The sequence below is a fragment of the Mesorhizobium sp. CO1-1-8 genome, from assembly GCF_020164875.1.
Lineage (GTDB): Bacteria > Pseudomonadota > Alphaproteobacteria > Rhizobiales > Rhizobiaceae > Mesorhizobium.
This window is the reverse complement of sequence record NZ_JAIUGZ010000010.1, coordinates 183,823-199,876: the sequence shown is the minus strand read 5'-3', so window position 1 is coordinate 199,876 and position 16,054 is coordinate 183,823. Positions and strand designations below refer to the sequence as shown.

Here is a 16,054-nt window from a genome sequence, read left to right as displayed (position 1 = left end):
CGGTTCGTTACTGCACCCAGGACTGGGTGATCATCCAGTTGAACTGCCGGTTGAACTTGAAATTGCCAAGACGCTTGCTGACAAAGTCAAGCCGCTTCGGCGTGAAGAGGCCGACGGCTGGTGCCTTGTCGGTGACTTGCCTGTCGATTTCAGCCCACATCTTGTCGGCGGCTTTCTGGTCGGTGACGCCGAGGTCCAATGCCTTTTGCATCTTGGCGTCGATTTCCTTGTCGCAGAAGCCGGCGATGTTGATCGAGGCGTCCGAACCTTCGCGGAAGGAGGCACAGCTGAACAGGATGTTCAGGAAGTCCGAAGCCGCCGGATAGTCCTTGTACCACTGGGTGACGGACATCTGCACCTTGTTGTTGGTGTTCTGGATGTAGGTGAACTGGATGTTCGACGAGATCGGCTTGACGTCGGCGACATAGCCGATGCTGGTCAGCACGCTCTGCAGATAGACGCCGATGGAGCGCGAAATGGCGGTGTCCTCGACGATAATGGTCACCTTCTGGCCCTTGGTGCCGGAGTCCTCGACGAGCTGCTTTGCCTTGTCGAGGTCAGGGGCCGACCATTTGGCGCCCGGATTCTTGGTGAAGGGGCAATAGTCTTCATGGCCGGGGAAGTCCGGAGGCAGAACCTGGCAGACCGGCGAAGCCAGCACCTTGCCGCCGAACAGCTTAACCAGCGTGTTGCGATCGATCGCATAGGCAACGGCCTGGCGGGCTTTTTCATTGTCGAAGGGTGCGAGACGGTTGTTCAGCGGCGCGTACCACCAAGCGGAAAGCGGTGAGATGTGCAGCTGGTCCATGGACTTGCTGCCCAGTTCGCCCAGGCGGTCGCTCGGCAGAGCGTCGAACATCCAGTCCGCTTCGCCGTTCTGGATCGCGGTGACGGCTGCCTCCTCGGACAGGCCGAAATCGTACTGGACTACATCCGGATAGCCGTCCGGCTGGGCTTCTTCACTCCACTGCTTGAAGTTGGGGTTGCGGGAAACCGTCATGCCCTTGTTGGGGTCGAAGGCGGAGATCATGTACGCGCCGGTGCTGGGAATGGGCTTGGAACCCATGTCTTCGGCGGGCGTGTCCGCCGGCAGGACCACGGCATGCGGCAAGGCCAGCTTGTAGAGCAGCTCGGCATCCGGCTTGGTGATGTTGATGGTGATGGTGCCGGCCGCTTCGTCGCCGACAACGCCGCCTTCCAGCGTGCAGCTCTTGGTGTCGGCCAGGCATTTGTCGGCACCGACGATACCGGCATAGAACGTGCCGGAGGTGGGTCCGGAAACCTTGAAGATGCGCTGGAAGGAAGCGACGACGTCCTTCACGCCAAGATCCTGGCCGCTGGAGAACTTGATGCCCTTGCGCAGCTTGAAGGTGAAGGTCTTGCCGTCATTGCTGACCTGCGGCAGGGCCTCGGCCAGATCGGGAACGATGGTGAAGCCGTCCATGCCCTCGGCCTTGCGGAAGGCCACCAGACCGTCATAGATCGGCTGGTACATCTGCCAGCCCTGGTCCGTGTAGTTGATGTGCGGATCGAGCGTTCCGGCCGCGGAGCGGGCCAGCAGGCGGATGGTGCCGCCTCGGTGCTCCTTAAGATATTCGGCCTGTGCCGGGGCCAGCCATGTACCGGCCAGCAATGCCGCGGCTGTTGCCGCCAGAAGCAGTTTCTTCATGTTTTCATTCCCCTTTTCTTCAATTGTCGTTGTGGTCCAGGAAGTCTCCCACCACCCGCATGCACGCATCTTGCTCTTCGACATGCGGCATGTGGCTGGAATGCTCGAATATCTCCCAGCGAGACCCCTTGATGCCGTCCTTGTAGGGCTGCACGGTCCCGGGCGTGGCCTCGTCGTGACGTCCGGAGATGATCAGTGTGGGAACATCGATGGCCGGCAGGCGCTCGACGATGCTCCAGTTCTTCAGCGTCCCGATGACATGGAACTCGTTCGGCCCATTCATCAGATGATAGACGGTCGGATTGCGCACGACCTGGGCGAAACTTTCCGTGACTTCGGGCGGGAAAGGCACGACCCGGCAGACATGCCGCTCGTAGAACACCATTGTCGCAGCCTGGTACGCCGCATCGTCCGTCGTGCCGGCCTGTTCGTGCCGGGTCAGAGTCTCCTGCACATCGGCAGGCAGATCCGCACGCAACCGGTTGGCCTCTTCGACCCACAGCTTCATGGACGCCGGTGAGTTGGCAATGGTCAGCGACTTCAAACCCTGCGGCCGCGTCACGGCATATTCGGCACCCAGCATGCCGCCCCAGCTCTGGCCGAGCACGTGGAAGCCCGCCCGAATGCCGAGGTGGTCGACGAGGTTTTCAAGCTCGTCGATAAACAACCCAGGTGTCCAGAAATCGGCGCCTTTCTCAGGCAGCAAGGTGGAATTGCCGCAGCCCAACTGGTCATAGTGGATGACGGCGCGATCCCTTCGCGCAAGAAGCTTGTAGGCATCGACATAATTGTGGGCGACGCCCGGGCCGCCATGCAGGATCACCACCGGCGCCTTTTTGCCACCGAGTTCGCCCCTGACCCGATACCAGGTCTCGTAGGGGCCGAAAGCGGCCCGTCCTTCCATGCCGATGATCTCAGATGACATCCCAGTTCCCAGTGCGGTTGAAGGCATCTTGTATTTGTCCGTGACGACGAGCGCCTAGTTTACATTGCGGCTGACCTGCACCCACTCTTCCAGCATCTGCACGCCAAATGCCGTGGCACCTTGCCTGCCAAGAGGCCGATCGGTGTCGGTCAGTTCCTTGCTGGCGATGTCGAGATGCACCCACGGGCGATCTTCCGTGAAGTGGCGCAGGAAGGCCGCGGCATAGGGGGCATCGCCGTCTTCCATGTCCTTGGCATGATGCCTGAGGTCCGCGAACGGCGATTGCAGACCCTCATCATAGGCCCGGTCGAGCGGCAGCCGCCAGAACCGTTCGCCGACCGCTTCTCCGGCCGCGATCATCTGTGACGCGATGGCATCGTCGGTGCTGAACAGGCCGGCGAATATCGACCCCAGGCCACGCGTCACCGAATAGGTCAGCGTCGCCAGATCGACGATCACCGAAGGGTTGAAGCGCGTGGCGGCATAGTGGAGGCAGTCGGCCAGAAGCAGGCGTCCTTCCGCATCCGTGTCGAACACTTCCACGGTCTGTCCGGACGCCGTCGTGATGATGTCGCGCGGTTTGAGCGCGGTGCCGGATGGCATGTTCTCGGCGATGCCGAGAACACCGACTACGTGTACCGGGCTGCCTTGCCGGGCGAGCGCGATCAGCAGCCCGACCACAGCGGCCGCTCCGCCCATGTCGGCTTTCATGTCGAACATCTGCGCTCCGCCCTTGATGCAGAGGCCTCCCGAATCGAAGCATACGCCCTTGCCGACGAAAGCGAGTGGCTGGGCAGGAGCACCCTTGCCCCTGTAGCGCAGGACAGCGACCCGGGGCGGACGCGCCGAGCCCGATCCAACGGCCAGGAGCGCGTTCATGCCGAGCTCTTTCAGTTGCGCGGCATCGAGCATTTCGATGTCTATGCCGGCTTCACGCAGCGGCTCCAGATGATCATGGAAATTGTCGGGGTGGAGATGGTTCGGCGGCAGGTTGACCAGGGTGCGCGCATATTCGACGCCGTCGGCGATTGCATTGATCCGCGTCAGCGCCGCGGTCAGATCCGGTCCGCGGGCCCCGACCAGTTTCACCCGCAAGGTTCGATCCGCTCCCGCTCCTTGCCGCCGGTTGCGCATGTCGAAACGATAGCGGCGCAGCCGCATGCCAAGCGCGACACGCGCCAGGATTTCGGCGCCGGATAGTTCAACGCCGGCGATGGGGTCCAGGACCAGGGTGGCCGCGCATTCCCCCTTGCCTTCCAGATGCGCGGCAAGCAGACCGCCGGCGCGCGCCAACGACAGGGTGGTTACGGCTTCAGCCTTGCCCAAGGCCAGGACGACCACGCGCTTGGTCGATACGGCCTGCGGAGCAATAAGATCGATGCAGGCGCCGGATTCTGCCAGGGCGGCCGGGTCGGAGCATGCACGAGAGAGAATCCCGCTCATCTCGGCATCCAGGGCGACTGCCCGCGGGCCGAAGCCTGTTTGGGCAGTTTGCAAAATCACGACGACGGAGGCTTCGGCGGAAATCTCGTCCACGGTCTCGAAGACCGGCGCTGGCGATTGAGGCATAGGCTGGCGCTCTCTCCAATTGCGGCAATACCGGCCGGGTAGCGAGCAACGCTTCGCTCACCCCGATGGAGACTGGTCAAGCCGGTCCCCGCCGTTCGTGGTACAATGCCGATCCCCAAACAGTCGCTTTCTTGAGACGACTTAATTGCTCTTGTCTTCTGGGTATCCCCTAACGGGGCAGGCGATCAAACGCGAATTCTGCCCATCTCGATTGACAAAAACTCAACTGACAATTCATGATCGGCCAATGGCCCTTCCCTCACTCAATGGCATGCGCGCTTTCGAGGCCGCCGCTCGCCTCGGCAGCGTCAGGACGCGGCGGAAGAACTGCATCTGACACCCTCGGCTGTCAGCCGCCACATCCGCGCGCTCGAACGAAATCTCGGCCAGGACCTGTTCGAACGCGGTTTTCGCCAGATAACCCCAACCATAAGGGGCTCCTATTATGCGCGCAGCCTCTCGGAGGCGTTCGAAGCCATATGGCGCGCCACCGATGACGTCAGCCTCTCCGAGGGGTCGCGCCACGGCAAGATCCAACGTGTCCGGGTCTTGTGCGTGCCCACCGTTCTGAACCTTTGGCTGGCGGACCGGTTGCCGAACTTTCGCCGGTTGCATCCGTCGGTGGATCTGGAGATCTCCACTTCAGGCAAGCGCGCCAACTTCGATTTGGCCATTGTCGACGAGTTCGTCTACAAGGCCGGCCCGGCTTTGACGCTGCTGATCCCGCTGCTTTTGACGCCGGTCTGTGCGCCTTCGCTTCTGGAGGGACCTGTGCCGCTGCGGTCGCCGGCCGATCTGGTCAATCATCATCTGATCCATGAATGCGAAACCATGAGATGGAAGCGGTGGCTGGAGCAGGAAGGCGTTCTGGAAACGACGCCAAAATCCAGCACAACACTGGATGATTGCACCTTGATCATGCGCGAAGCGATCAATGGCGCCGGAATAGCGCTTGCGGACACGATCATGGCGCAGGATTTTCTGCAGCAAGGCAAACTGGTCGCCCCGTTCCATGCCCGCCACACCTATCCGGCCGGCATTTACCTGCATCAGCGTCGCAGCATCGGCAACAAACCAGGCACCGGCCTGTTTCAGGATTGGCTGCTCGCCGAAGTCGCGGACCACAAGCAGGTGATGGCCATCGCCTAGATGGCCCTCGACCGAGGGTGTCGGCAGCCACCGCTTCAGACTGAAATCCCGGCGTCGAACTTCGAATCATCCGTGCCGGGTTCAGCGATGACCCACTATCGGGTCGCATCGATAATCGCCGTTCTCATTGAATATCTTTAAGGCCAAAGCCGGCAAATAGATTGCTTGTCGGTTCCCCGGCGTCAGGCTTACCCTGCACGCGGCCAACGCGTGAGGGCGCGTGCTGCAAAAGGGGAACATTGCCATGACGATACAGGGTGCTTCACCTGATCTCTACAACGAGGATCTGGCGCCAGCCAAAGTTCGAAACTGGGGACCATTCTCGATCTTCAACGTCTGGACGTCGGACGTTCACAGCCTTTGGGGCTATTATCTGGCCGCCAGTCTGTTTCTGTTCTGCGGCGGCTTCGTCAACTTCATCATCGCCATCGGCATCGGCTCGCTGATCATCTATGCACTGATGAACATGGTCGGCTATGCCGGCGTGAAGACGGGCGTGCCCTACCCTGTGCTTGCCCGTGCCTCTTTCGGCATCTGGGGCGCCAACATACCGGCGCTGGTGCGCGCCATCGTCGCCTGCTTCTGGTACGGCGCACAGACGGCTGCCGCCTCGGGCGCGATCGTGGCGCTGCTGATCCGCACGCAATGGTTCGCCGATTTCAACGCCAACACGCATTTCCTCGGCCATACCGGCCTGGAGGTGATCTGCTTCGTGGTCATCTGGGCGCTGCAACTGCTGATCATCCAGAACGGCATGGAAACCGTGCGCCGCTTCCAGGACTGGGCCGGCCCAGCGGTGTGGGTGATGATGCTGATCCTGGCGATCTATCTCTGCGTCAAATCCGGGAGATTTGCCTTCACCAGCGACATCCCGATGGACGTGCTGCTGGACAAGACCAAGGACGCGGGTGTGCCGGGTACGCCGGGATCATGGACGTCACTGTTTGCGGTGGCGGCGATCTGGGTCACCTACTTTTCCGCGCTTTATCTCAATTTCTGCGATTTCGCCCGTTACGCGCCGGACAAGGCATCGCTGCGCAAGGGCAACATCTGGGGCCTGCCGATCAACCTGATCCTGTTTTCGCTTGTCGCCGGCGTCACCACCATTGCCGCCTTTGACGTCTATGGCGAAGTGCTGCTGCATCCCGACCAGATCTCGGCGAAATTCGACAGCTGGTTCCTGGCGGCGCTCGCAGCCCTGACCTTTGCGGTAGCAACGCTTGGCATCAACGTAGTGGCGAACTTCGTCTCGCCGGCCTTCGACTTCTCCAACGTCTTCCCCAGGCAGATCGACTTCAAGAAAGGCGGCTATATCGCAGCCGTGATCGCCCTGTTGCTCTATCCCTTCGCGCCATGGGAAGGCAGTGCCGCTTCCTTCGTCAACATCATCGGCGCGACGATGGGGCCGATCTTCGGAGTTATGATGGTCGACTACTACCTGATCCGGAAGGGCGAGGTCGACGTCGAGGCGCTTTATCGCGAAGATGGCGAGTTCCGCTTCCAGGGCGGCTGGCACGTCAACGCCTTCATCGCCGCCGGCATCGGAGCCATCTTCTCGTCGATCCTGCCCAACTTCACCAACTGGCTGCCGTCCTGGTGGGGTGTCTATGGCTGGTTCTTCGGCGTGGCGATCGCCGGCATCATCTACTACGTGCTGCGCACCGCCGCTTTGGGCGCCGGCGCCAGGACCGCGAAAGCCTGACAAGGTGAATTTGGGGCGGCGAGAGCCGCCCCAAACCTACCCGAGCATCTCGGCCAATCTGCGCACTGTGTTCCAGTTGCGCGACGTGCCCGTGCCCATGCGCTTGTGATTCATCGCCGCAAGCAGCCGCGAGCTTGGCCTCTCGCGTGAAAATACGACCCAGATGTCGCCGCCGACCGAAGTCACTTTTTCATCCTCGCCGGCATAGGCTTGGAGCCCCTTCACGGCCTCCAAGGGCGCAGGCTTGCGCATCACCCGTACGGCCACCTGATCGCCTGCCTCAGCCGCATCGGCCGGGAACGGATTGCCGGCGGCAAGCTTCAGCCAGTCCTCGGCACCACGCACGACGATGTCGACATGGCGGCCGAAGGTTTTTTCGAAGGCTGCCTCCAGCCGCTGTTCAAGGTCAGCGATATCAGTTGCCGGCGCCTCGAAGACCAAATTGCCCGTCGCCACCAGCGTGCGCGTGTTCTTCAACCCGAGATCCTCCGCCATGGCCTTGAGATCGGCCATCACGAGCCGCCGCCCCTCGCCCAGGATGATGCTGTAAAGCAGCGCGACATAAGTCTGCATTGCCGCCAGCCTGGTCGCTACACCAGCCGGCTCTGCTCCACCGCCGCCTCGATGAAACTGGCGAACAGCGGATGCGGGTCGAGCGGCCGGCTTTTCAGTTCCGGGTGATACTGCACGCCGATGAACCAGGGGTGGTCCGGGTACTCGACCGTTTCCGGCAGTACGCCGTCGGGCGACATGCCGGCAAACACCAGGCCGCAATCCTCGAGCCGTTCCTTGTAGTCGACATTGACCTCGTAGCGGTGGCGATGGCGCTCGGAAATCTGCGTGTCGCCATAGATCTCGGCGATCTTGGAGCCCTTGGCGAGCTCGGCTTGATAGGCGCCGAGCCGCATCGTGCCGCCGAGATCGCCGGTTTCGCGGCGCTTCTCCAGCATGTTGCCTTTCAGCCATTCGGTCATCAGGCCGACAACCGGCTCCTCGGTCGGACCGAACTCGGTCGAAGACGCATGCTCGACACCGGCCAGCGACCGCGCCGCCTCGATGCAGGCCATCTGCATGCCGAAGCAGATGCCGAAATACGGCACTTTCCGCTCACGCGCGAATTTCGCCGCCAGGATCTTGCCTTCGGAACCGCGCTCGCCGAAGCCGCCGGGAACCAGGATGCCATGCACCTTTTCCAGCCAGGGCGTTGGATCCTCCTTTTCGAAGATCTCCGATTCGATCCAATCGAGCTTGACCTTGACGTGGTTGGCCAGGCCGCCATGCGAGAGCGCCTCGATCAGCGATTTGTACGCATCCTTGAGGCCGGTATATTTGCCGACCACTGCAATGGTGACCTCGCCTTCCGGATTGTGGATGCGGTTGGATACCGCCTGCCAGGGCTCCATGCGCGGCTTCGGCGCCGGATCAATGCCGAAGGCGGCCAGCACTTCCGAATCGAGCCCTTCCTTGTGGTATGCCATCGGCACATCGTAGATATGCGGCACGTCGAGCGCCTGGATCACGGCACTTTCGCGCACATTGCAGAACAGCGACAGCTTTCTGCGCTCTTCCTTGGGGATGGCTCGGTCGGCGCGGACCAGCAGGATGTCGGGCGCGATGCCGATGCCGCGCAGTTCCTTGACCGAATGCTGGGTCGGCTTGGTCTTCAGTTCGCCCGCCGTCGGGATGTAGGGCATCAGCGTCAGATGGACGTAGACGGCGTTGTTGCGAGGAAGGTCGTTGCCGAGCTGGCGTATAGCTTCCAGGAACGGCATCGCCTCAATGTCGCCGACCGTGCCGCCGATCTCGCACAACACGAAATCATAGTCGTCATTGCCGTTGAGGACGAAATTCTTGATCTCGTCGGTGACGTGCGGAATGACCTGCACGGTGGCGCCGAGATAATCGCCGCGCCGCTCGCGCTCTATGATGTTCTTGTAGATGCGGCCGGTGGTGATGTTGTCCTGCTGATTGGCGGAGCGGCCTGTGAAGCGCTCGTAATGGCCAAGATCAAGATCGGTTTCCGCGCCATCGTCGGTGACGAAGACTTCGCCGTGCTGGTACGGCGACATCGTGCCCGGATCGACATTCAGGTAGGGATCGAGTTTTTTGATGCGTGCGCGATAGCCTCGCGCCTGCAGGAGAGCCCCAAGGGCCGCTGCGGCAATGCCTTTTCCAAGTGAGGAAACCACGCCGCCTGTGATGAATACATATCGCGCCATGGGAGTCATCGCTTAACGCGGCCGGATTGATTCCGCCAGAGAAAAAACCGCCGCAAAGCTTTTTTCCCAAGAAGGCGCTTGGACCATGATCCCGAAAAGTGGAATCCGGTTTGTCTCGGACAAACGGTTTCCGTTTGTCTCGGGGATCACGACCGAACAGGCTCGATCGTGAACAAGGCAAAACAAAAGGGCCGGCTGAGCCGGCCCTTTCGGCAGGATGACGAAAACGTCAGATGATGACGACCTTGGTGCCAACCCTGACGCGGCTATAGAGGTCCATAACGTGCTCGTTGATCATGCGGAAGCAGCCATTAGAGGCGCTGGTTCCGATCGACTGCGGCGCGATGGTGCCGTGGATACGCAAATGCGTGTCCTTCTTGCCGTCATAGAGATAGATGGCGCGCGCGCCGAGCGGATTCTGACCACCGCCGGGCATGCCGTCCTTGTACTGGCCGTAATGCTTCGGCTCGCGCTTCTGCATGTCCAGCGTCGGGATCCAGCGCGGCCATTCCTGCTTGTCGCCAACCGCAACCGTGCCCTTGAACTGCAGGCCTTCACGGCCGACCGCAATTGCGTAGCGCCGCGCGGTGGAGGACGATTCGACGAGGTAGAGGCGCCGTGCGCTGGTGTCGATGACGATCGTGCCCGCCGAGTAACCGCTGAATTCCACGTCCTGCGGCACGAATTCAGGCTTCACCTTGAACTGCTTCTTGGCTTCCCTCTTGGCGAGCACCTGGTCGAGAGCCCGTGTCTCAGGGAGATAGCTTATCGAAGACCCGGACGAGGTCCCACCGAAGAGACCGGCGAACAGACCACCGCTGCTCGGCTGCTTCTGGCCGATGACCTCGCTGCGCAACTCGCCATTGTTGCCGGTCAAGGCGACGTTCATCGCCTCCGCCGGAAGCGGCTCTGCTGATTGGATTGGTGCGATCGGTTCGATTGGCTCGATGATCTTGGCGGCCTGCTTCTTTGCCGGCTTCGCATCGGCCACCTCGGTTGCCGGCGCGCTCTTGCCCTTCTTGGCAAGGAAAGCCTGCCGTTCAGCGTCGGCCTTGGCCTTGGCCGCCTCGCGCATCGCCAGCTTCCTGGCCTCGAGCGCCTTGGCTTTTGCGGCCTCCTTGTCGGCAACGATCTTGGCTTCGATCTTCTTGATTTGAGCCAGGTCGTCCGGTGTCGGGTTTTTCTTTTTCTTGAGAAGCTTCAATTGCGACGCATCACTCTTGACGGCGACATTGATGGTGCCGGTTTTCTCAACTGAAGGTGCGGCCATATTTGCCGGCACGCCGGCGAAGGCTGGGGAACTCATGCCGATTGCGGCGCAAAGTCCCAGGAAAATGAAGCTGCGAAGCTGCATGGCGAAGATCCGATCGTTCTATGCTTGTTGCCCACGGCGTCGCCCAGCACCCCCCAAGGGCGCCGGAAATGCCGCGCGCAATCTATAGTCGAATAAGCGCGGCCGCCTCAAGCGTGGGGCCGCACCTCACCCGGTCGAATCTTCGTGATCCTGCTGCATTTGCCGCGACTGTGTTCAAACGACCACAGATCGCGTCTCAGGCGCCGAAGACTACTGGTTTGGAACCTGCGGGGTCGCCGGTGCGGCGGGAGCCGTGCCGTTGGTCGCCGGCTGCGTCGAGCCGGCGGCAGGGGCAGTCGCCGGAGCCGCGGCGTCGTTGCTGGAAGGCGGCGTCGGCGTGGTGCTGCCGGCGGGCGCCGGGGTGGTCGTGCCGGGCAATTGGTTGAGCACGCCTTTGCCTGCACCGTCCGATGTCGCCGGCACTCGGTCGAGGATGTCGATCGGCTTCTCGCCGTAGCGGGCAACGATCGACAGTGTCAGCGACGTGGCGAAAAAGGCAGCCGCCAGGATTGCCGTCGCACGCGTCAGCGCATTGGCAGCGCCACGCGCGGTCATGAAGCCGGATCCGCCGCCGATGCCGAGGCCACCGCCCTCGGAACGCTGCAGCAGCACCACGCCGACAAGGGCGAGCACGACCATGAGATGGATGACGATCAGTACGGTTTCCATAGTTTATCCTGGCAAGGCCCTGCCCGGCCGCGGACACGACCGGTGAATTGGAGGCGGCTCAATACAATGCTTTGACGGCATTTCCAAGCCCGTGGCCGGAATATGGGAAGCAACCCGTCCTTTGCAACGATTTCCGGCACCGGAGCCCTGTCCGGCGGGGCGAGTGTCTTCAACCGATATTGCGATAGGCCTCGGCGATGGAGAGAAAATCAGCCGCTTTCAGGCTGGCGCCGCCGACCAGGGCGCCATCGACATTCCTGACGCCGAGCAGTTCGACCGCGTTGGAGGGCTTGACCGAGCCGCCATAGAGAATGCGCACTTTCGCCGCGACGCTGCCAAGCTTTTCCGACAGCTTTTCGCGGATATGTGCGTGTGCTTCGGCCACATCGCCGGCGGTCGGCGTCAGGCCGGTACCGATCGCCCATACCGGCTCATAAGCGATGATGGTGTTGGACGGGGTGGCGCTCGGCGGCACCGAGCCATCGACCTGCCGCGACAGCACGTCCAGCGTCGCGCCTGCTTCACGCTGCTCATGCGTCTCGCCGATGCAAATGATGGCCACAAGCCCGGCGCGCCAGGCGGCGGAGGCCTTGGCCTGGACAGTGGCATCATCCTCGCCCCGTTGCTCGCGGCATTCGGAATGGCCAACGATGACATGGCTTGCACCGGCATCCTTGAGCATTTCCGCCGAGATGCAGCCGGTGTAGGCGCCGCTCTCCTTGGTGTGGCAATCCTCGCCGCCGGCATGCACCGGCGTGCGCGACAGGATCTCCGCGGCATGGGCAAGCAAGGTCGCGGGAACGCAAACCAGCGCTTCGGTCTCCGCATCGAGCCCGCTCATGAAACCGTTGCCGATCATCCTGAGCTCGTTGAGCGAGGCGCTGGTGCCGTTCATTTTCCAGTTGCCGGCGACGAGCGGGCGAATTCCTGGTGTCATGGGTTTGCTTCTCCGGGCGATATCGGGCTCTGGCCCTCACTACCAAAATCAGGCCACAAAGCAATCGACAGTGGACCGGAAGGGCGCTATTGCGCTTGTTTCAGACTCGGCGCATGCGAAAATGCGCATAAATCGGAAGTAAAAATGCTTGGTATATTGAGAAGCGCGGCAGGCACCTGGGTCGCGAAGGGACTGTTGGTGCTGCTGGTGCTCAGCTTTTTGGTCTGGGGTGTTTCCGGACGGCTGATGGGCGGTCTTGCCGGCCATGATTCGGTCATAACGGCTGGCGGCACCAAAGTGTCGATCAACGAATACCGTCTCGCCTATGATCGCCAGCTCGCCGTCATGTCGCAGCAGTTCGGCCAGCGTCTCAGCCACGAACAGGCAAAGGCGCTCGGTGTCGACAACCAAGTGCTGGCGCAGCTCGTGTCGGGTGCCGTTCTCGACGAACAGGCCCGCAAGCTGGGCCTCGGACTTTCCAAGGACCGGCTGGCCGAGCTGACGCGCGAGGACCCAGCATTCAAGGGCCCGGGCGGCCAGTTCGACCGCAGAACGTTCGAATATATGCTGCAGCAGATTGGCATGCGGCCCGAGGATTATCTTAAGAACCGTGCCCAGGTGGCGGTGCGCCAGCAGATTGTCGAGGCGGTCTCGGACGGCCTCAAGGCTCCGGACACTTTCTTCAAGGCGGTCGCGCTCTATCGCGGCGAAGACCGCACCATCGACTATTTGACGCTGCCCAAGGCACTGGTCGAGCCGATCGCGGCACCGTCCGATAGCGTGCTCTCAGCCTATTTCGAAGCCAACAAGAAGACATATGCGGCACCCGAATACCGCAAATTCTCCTATGTCCGCCTCGAACCCGTCGACATCATGGATACAACCGCCGTGACCGACAGCCAGGTCAGCGACGACTACAACAAGAACAAGGCGCGTTACACCACGCCGGAACTGCGCACCATCGAGCAGCTCGTGTTCAAGACGCCGGATGCGGCCAAGGCCGCGCTCGATTCGCTCAAGGCCGGCGCTACTTTCGACAAGCTGGTCACGGCGGAAGGCAAGACGCCGGCCGACACGTTGCTCGGCACGCTTGCCAAGGACAAGATCGCCGACAAGGCCGTCGCCGACGCGGCCTTCGCGCTCAACGCCAATGAAGTCAGCCAGGTCGTGCAAGGCGCCTTCGGTCCGGTGCTGCTGCGCGTCACCGAGATCAAGCCCGAGGTGGTGAAGCCGCTGGCCGAGGTGTCCGACCAGATCCGCAAGGATCTGGCACTGGGCGAGGCAAGCCGCATCCTTCTGGACGTACGCGACAATTACGATGATACCCGCGCCGCCGGCAGTTCGCTGGCCGACGCTGCGGCCAAGCTGAAGCTGAAGGTCGTCACCATCGACGCCATCGATCGCAGTGGATTGCGGCCAGATGCAAGCATCGTCAAGGACCTGCCGCAATCGCCGGAGCTGATCAAAGCCGTCTTCGACGCCGAACCCAACACGGAAAACGATGCCTTGACCACAGCCGACAACGGCTTCGTCTTCTATGAGGTGGCGTCTATCACGCCGGCTCGCGACCGCACGCTGGATGAGGTTCGTCAGAAAGTCCTGGCCGACTGGACGGCGGCGGAAACAAGCAAGCGGCTCGCCGCCAAGGCTGACGAGCTGGAAAAGCGGCTCAAGGCCGGTGCAACGCTCGACGTCATCGCCAGCGAACTGAAGCTGGAAAAGCAGACCAAGCGCGGCGTCAAGCGTGAGGCTGACGATGTCGATTTCGGCAAGGAAGGCGCCGCAGCGATGTTCGGAGTCGGCGAAGGCGGTACCGGCCTGATCCCCTCGCCCACCGGCGACGGGCAGATCTTGTACAAGGTCGCCGAAGTGTTCGAGCCCGCCGGAGCCGATGCCAGTTCGGTGCCGGACGACGCGCAGAAATCCTTCACCTCCGGCATGTCGGATGATCTGCTCGACCAGTTGGTGGCGCAGTTGCAGACACAGTACGACGTTCGCATCGACCAGGCCGCCGTTGCCCAAGCCTCGACAAGATGAGCGCGCTGAAAACCCATATCGCCAAGGTCGCGACAGGAAGCGCGCTTTCCTTCGATGAAGCGCGCGAGGCCTTCGACATCATCATGTCGGGTGATGCGACCCCCGGCCAGATCGGCGGCTTCCTGATGGCGCTGCGCGTGCGCGGCGAGACGGTGAGCGAGATTTCAGGCGCCGTTGCAACCATGCGGGCCAAGATGCTGCACGTCGACGCGCCCGCCGACGCCATCGACATCGTCGGCACCGGCGGCGACAATTCTCACAGCGTCAACATTTCCACGGCATCGGCCTTCGTCGTTGCCGGCAGCGGAGTGCCGGTTGCCAAGCACGGCAATCGCGGCCTGTCGTCGCTGACTGGGGCAGCCGACGTGCTTGTTGCGCTCGGCGTCAAGATCGACATCTCGCCCGAATTCATCGGCCGCTGCATCCACGAGGCTGGCGTTGGCTTCATGTTCGCGCCCGCGCACCATCCGGCGATGAAGCATGTCGGCCCGACCCGCGTCGAACTCGGCACCCGCACCATATTCAACCTGCTCGGGCCGCTCTCCAACCCGGCCGGCGTCAAGCGGCAGCTGGTCGGTGTGTTCCTGCCGGAATGGATCCTGCCGGTTGCCGAGACACTGAAGGCGCTGGGTGCCGAGCACGCCTGGGTTGCCCATGGCGATGGCTATGACGAGATCACCACCACCGGCGAGACGCAGGTCGCCGAACTGATCGGCGGCGAGATCCGCAGCTTCACGCTCACCCCTGAAGCGGTTGGGCTGGCGCGCCATAGGAAGGATGAATTGCGCGGCGGCGATGCGGACTACAACGCCAAGGCCTTGCGCGATATGCTGGGCGGCGGCGCCGGCGCCTATCGCGACACCGTGCTGATGAACGCCGGTGCCGGACTGGTCGTTGCGGGCAAGGCGACGACGCTTGGCGACGGCATCGCGCTCGCCACGCAAGCCATCGACGGCGGCCGTGCCCTGCAAGTGCTCGACAGGCTGGTTGAGATTTCGAACGGATAGAGCGTGTCTGACATTCTTCGCAAGATCGAGGCCTACAAGCGCGACGAGATCGCGGCGGCAAAGGCATGCGTGCCGTTGGCCGAAATCAAGGCCCGGGCAAAAGATGCCGACGCTCCGCGCGGCTTTCTTGCCGCACTTGAGGCGAAGCGCAAATCCGGCGCCTTTGCGCTGATCGCCGAGATCAAGAAGGCGAGCCCCTCCAAGGGTCTGATCCGTGCCGATTTCGATCCGCCGGCGCTGGCGCAGGCCTATGCGAAAGGCGGCGCCGCCTGTCTTTCGGTGCTGACCGACGCACCGTCCTTCCAGGGCGCGCCAGAATTTCTGACCAAGGCACGTGCGGCCGTCGCCCTGCCGGCGCTACGCAAGGATTTTCTGTTCGATCCCTACCAGGTCTATGAGGCGCGCGCCTGGGGCGCTGATGCGATCCTGATCATCATGGCCAGCGTCGATGACGCCCTGGCCAGCGAGCTTGAGGCGACGGCGTTCGAACTCGGCATGGATGCGCTGATCGAGGTGCATGACGAGGCCGAGACGCTGCGCGCGGTAAAGCTGTCGTCGCAGCTGATCGGCATCAACAACCGCAATCTGAGAACATTCGAAACCAGCCTTAAAACGTCGGAGCGGCTGGCGCCCATGGTGCCGGGCGGCCGCCTGCTGGTCAGCGAGAGTGGTATCTTCACCCATGATGACTGTCTCAGGATGCAGAAGACCGGCATCGACACCTTCCTCGTCGGCGAGAGCCTGATGCGACAACAGGATGTTACCGCGGCGACGCGCCTGCTTTTGACGGGCAAGGCTTTGGCCGAGGCTATCTGAC

At 62.2% G+C, this 16,054-nt stretch carries 13 protein-coding genes and 1 pseudogene; 6 read left to right on the top strand and 8 right to left on the bottom strand.

Annotation, left to right across the window (positions count from 1 at the left end):
• Positions 1-7: 7 nt before the first annotated feature.
• From LB558_RS20730 to LB558_RS20720, 3 genes are read right to left on the bottom strand one after another with little or no spacing between them, the layout of a single operon-like run.
• A complete protein-coding gene (locus LB558_RS20730; protein WP_024503325.1) occupies positions 8-1,669 on the bottom strand; it encodes an ABC transporter substrate-binding protein in 1,662 nt (553 codons plus the stop codon).
• 19 nt (positions 1,670-1,688) lie between these two features.
• Complete coding sequence (locus LB558_RS20725; RefSeq protein ID WP_224699228.1) at positions 1,689-2,594, bottom strand: proline iminopeptidase-family hydrolase; 906 nt, start codon at positions 2,592-2,594, stop codon at positions 1,689-1,691.
• A gap of 54 nt (positions 2,595-2,648) precedes the next feature.
• Positions 2,649-4,163, bottom strand: coding sequence for a leucyl aminopeptidase (locus tag LB558_RS20720; protein ID WP_224699227.1), 1,515 nt, complete (start codon positions 4,161-4,163; stop codon positions 2,649-2,651).
• Between the two features lie 327 nt (positions 4,164-4,490).
• On the opposite strand from LB558_RS20720, the pseudogene LB558_RS33225 reads away from it, so the two are divergent.
• From LB558_RS33225 to LB558_RS20710, 3 genes and pseudogenes are all read left to right on the top strand, one after another.
• Positions 4,491-4,541 (top strand): annotated as a pseudogene (locus tag LB558_RS33225) (hypothetical protein); the annotation flags it as partial.
• 177 nt (positions 4,542-4,718) lie between these two features.
• Positions 4,719-5,312, top strand: a complete 594-nt coding sequence (locus tag LB558_RS20715) for a LysR substrate-binding domain-containing protein (protein WP_318011654.1) — start codon at positions 4,719-4,721, stop codon at positions 5,310-5,312.
• Positions 5,313-5,556: 244 nt separating this feature from the next.
• A complete protein-coding gene (locus LB558_RS20710; RefSeq protein WP_224699226.1) occupies positions 5,557-7,014 on the top strand; it encodes an NCS1 family nucleobase:cation symporter-1 in 1,458 nt (485 codons plus the stop codon).
• Between the two features lie 36 nt (positions 7,015-7,050).
• Here LB558_RS20710 and LB558_RS20705 read toward each other — a convergent pair whose 3' ends face one another.
• The 5 genes from LB558_RS20705 to tpiA all read right to left on the bottom strand — a co-directional run bounded on the left by LB558_RS20705 (position 7,051) and on the right by tpiA (position 12,193).
• Positions 7,051-7,587, bottom strand: a complete 537-nt coding sequence (locus tag LB558_RS20705; RefSeq protein ID WP_224699225.1) for a DUF1697 domain-containing protein — start codon at positions 7,585-7,587, stop codon at positions 7,051-7,053.
• A gap of 17 nt (positions 7,588-7,604) precedes the next feature.
• Positions 7,605-9,242 carry a CTP synthase gene (locus tag LB558_RS20700; RefSeq protein ID WP_013531733.1) on the bottom strand — a complete coding sequence of 546 codons (1,638 nt, stop codon included), beginning with the start codon at positions 9,240-9,242 and terminating at the stop codon, positions 7,605-7,607.
• A 220-nt stretch (positions 9,243-9,462) separates the two neighbouring features.
• Positions 9,463-10,587, bottom strand: coding sequence for a L,D-transpeptidase (locus tag LB558_RS20695; RefSeq protein ID WP_224699224.1), 1,125 nt, complete (start codon positions 10,585-10,587; stop codon positions 9,463-9,465).
• 210 nt (positions 10,588-10,797) lie between these two features.
• Positions 10,798-11,256, bottom strand: coding sequence for a preprotein translocase subunit SecG (gene secG, locus LB558_RS20690; RefSeq protein WP_224699223.1), 459 nt, complete (start codon positions 11,254-11,256; stop codon positions 10,798-10,800).
• A gap of 169 nt (positions 11,257-11,425) precedes the next feature.
• A complete protein-coding gene (tpiA, locus tag LB558_RS20685) occupies positions 11,426-12,193 on the bottom strand; it encodes a triose-phosphate isomerase (RefSeq protein ID WP_224699222.1) in 768 nt (255 codons plus the stop codon).
• A gap of 144 nt (positions 12,194-12,337) precedes the next feature.
• Here tpiA and LB558_RS20680 point away from each other — a divergent pair, with 144 nt between their 5' ends.
• The 3 genes from LB558_RS20680 to trpC are packed head-to-tail and all read left to right on the top strand — an operon-like array spanning position 12,338 to position 16,053.
• Positions 12,338-14,230 (top strand): SurA N-terminal domain-containing protein, encoded by a 1,893-nt coding sequence (locus tag LB558_RS20680; protein ID WP_224699221.1) that lies wholly within the window; start codon positions 12,338-12,340, stop codon positions 14,228-14,230.
• Positions 14,227-15,237 (top strand): anthranilate phosphoribosyltransferase, encoded by a 1,011-nt coding sequence (gene trpD, locus LB558_RS20675; RefSeq protein WP_224699220.1) that lies wholly within the window; start codon positions 14,227-14,229, stop codon positions 15,235-15,237. Before LB558_RS20680 ends, trpD begins: the two co-directional genes overlap by 4 nt.
• A 3-nt stretch (positions 15,238-15,240) precedes the next feature.
• Entirely contained in the window at positions 15,241-16,053 is an 813-nt protein-coding gene (trpC, locus tag LB558_RS20670; RefSeq protein ID WP_224699219.1) for an indole-3-glycerol phosphate synthase TrpC, read from the top strand.
• Position 16,054 lies beyond the last annotated feature (1 nt).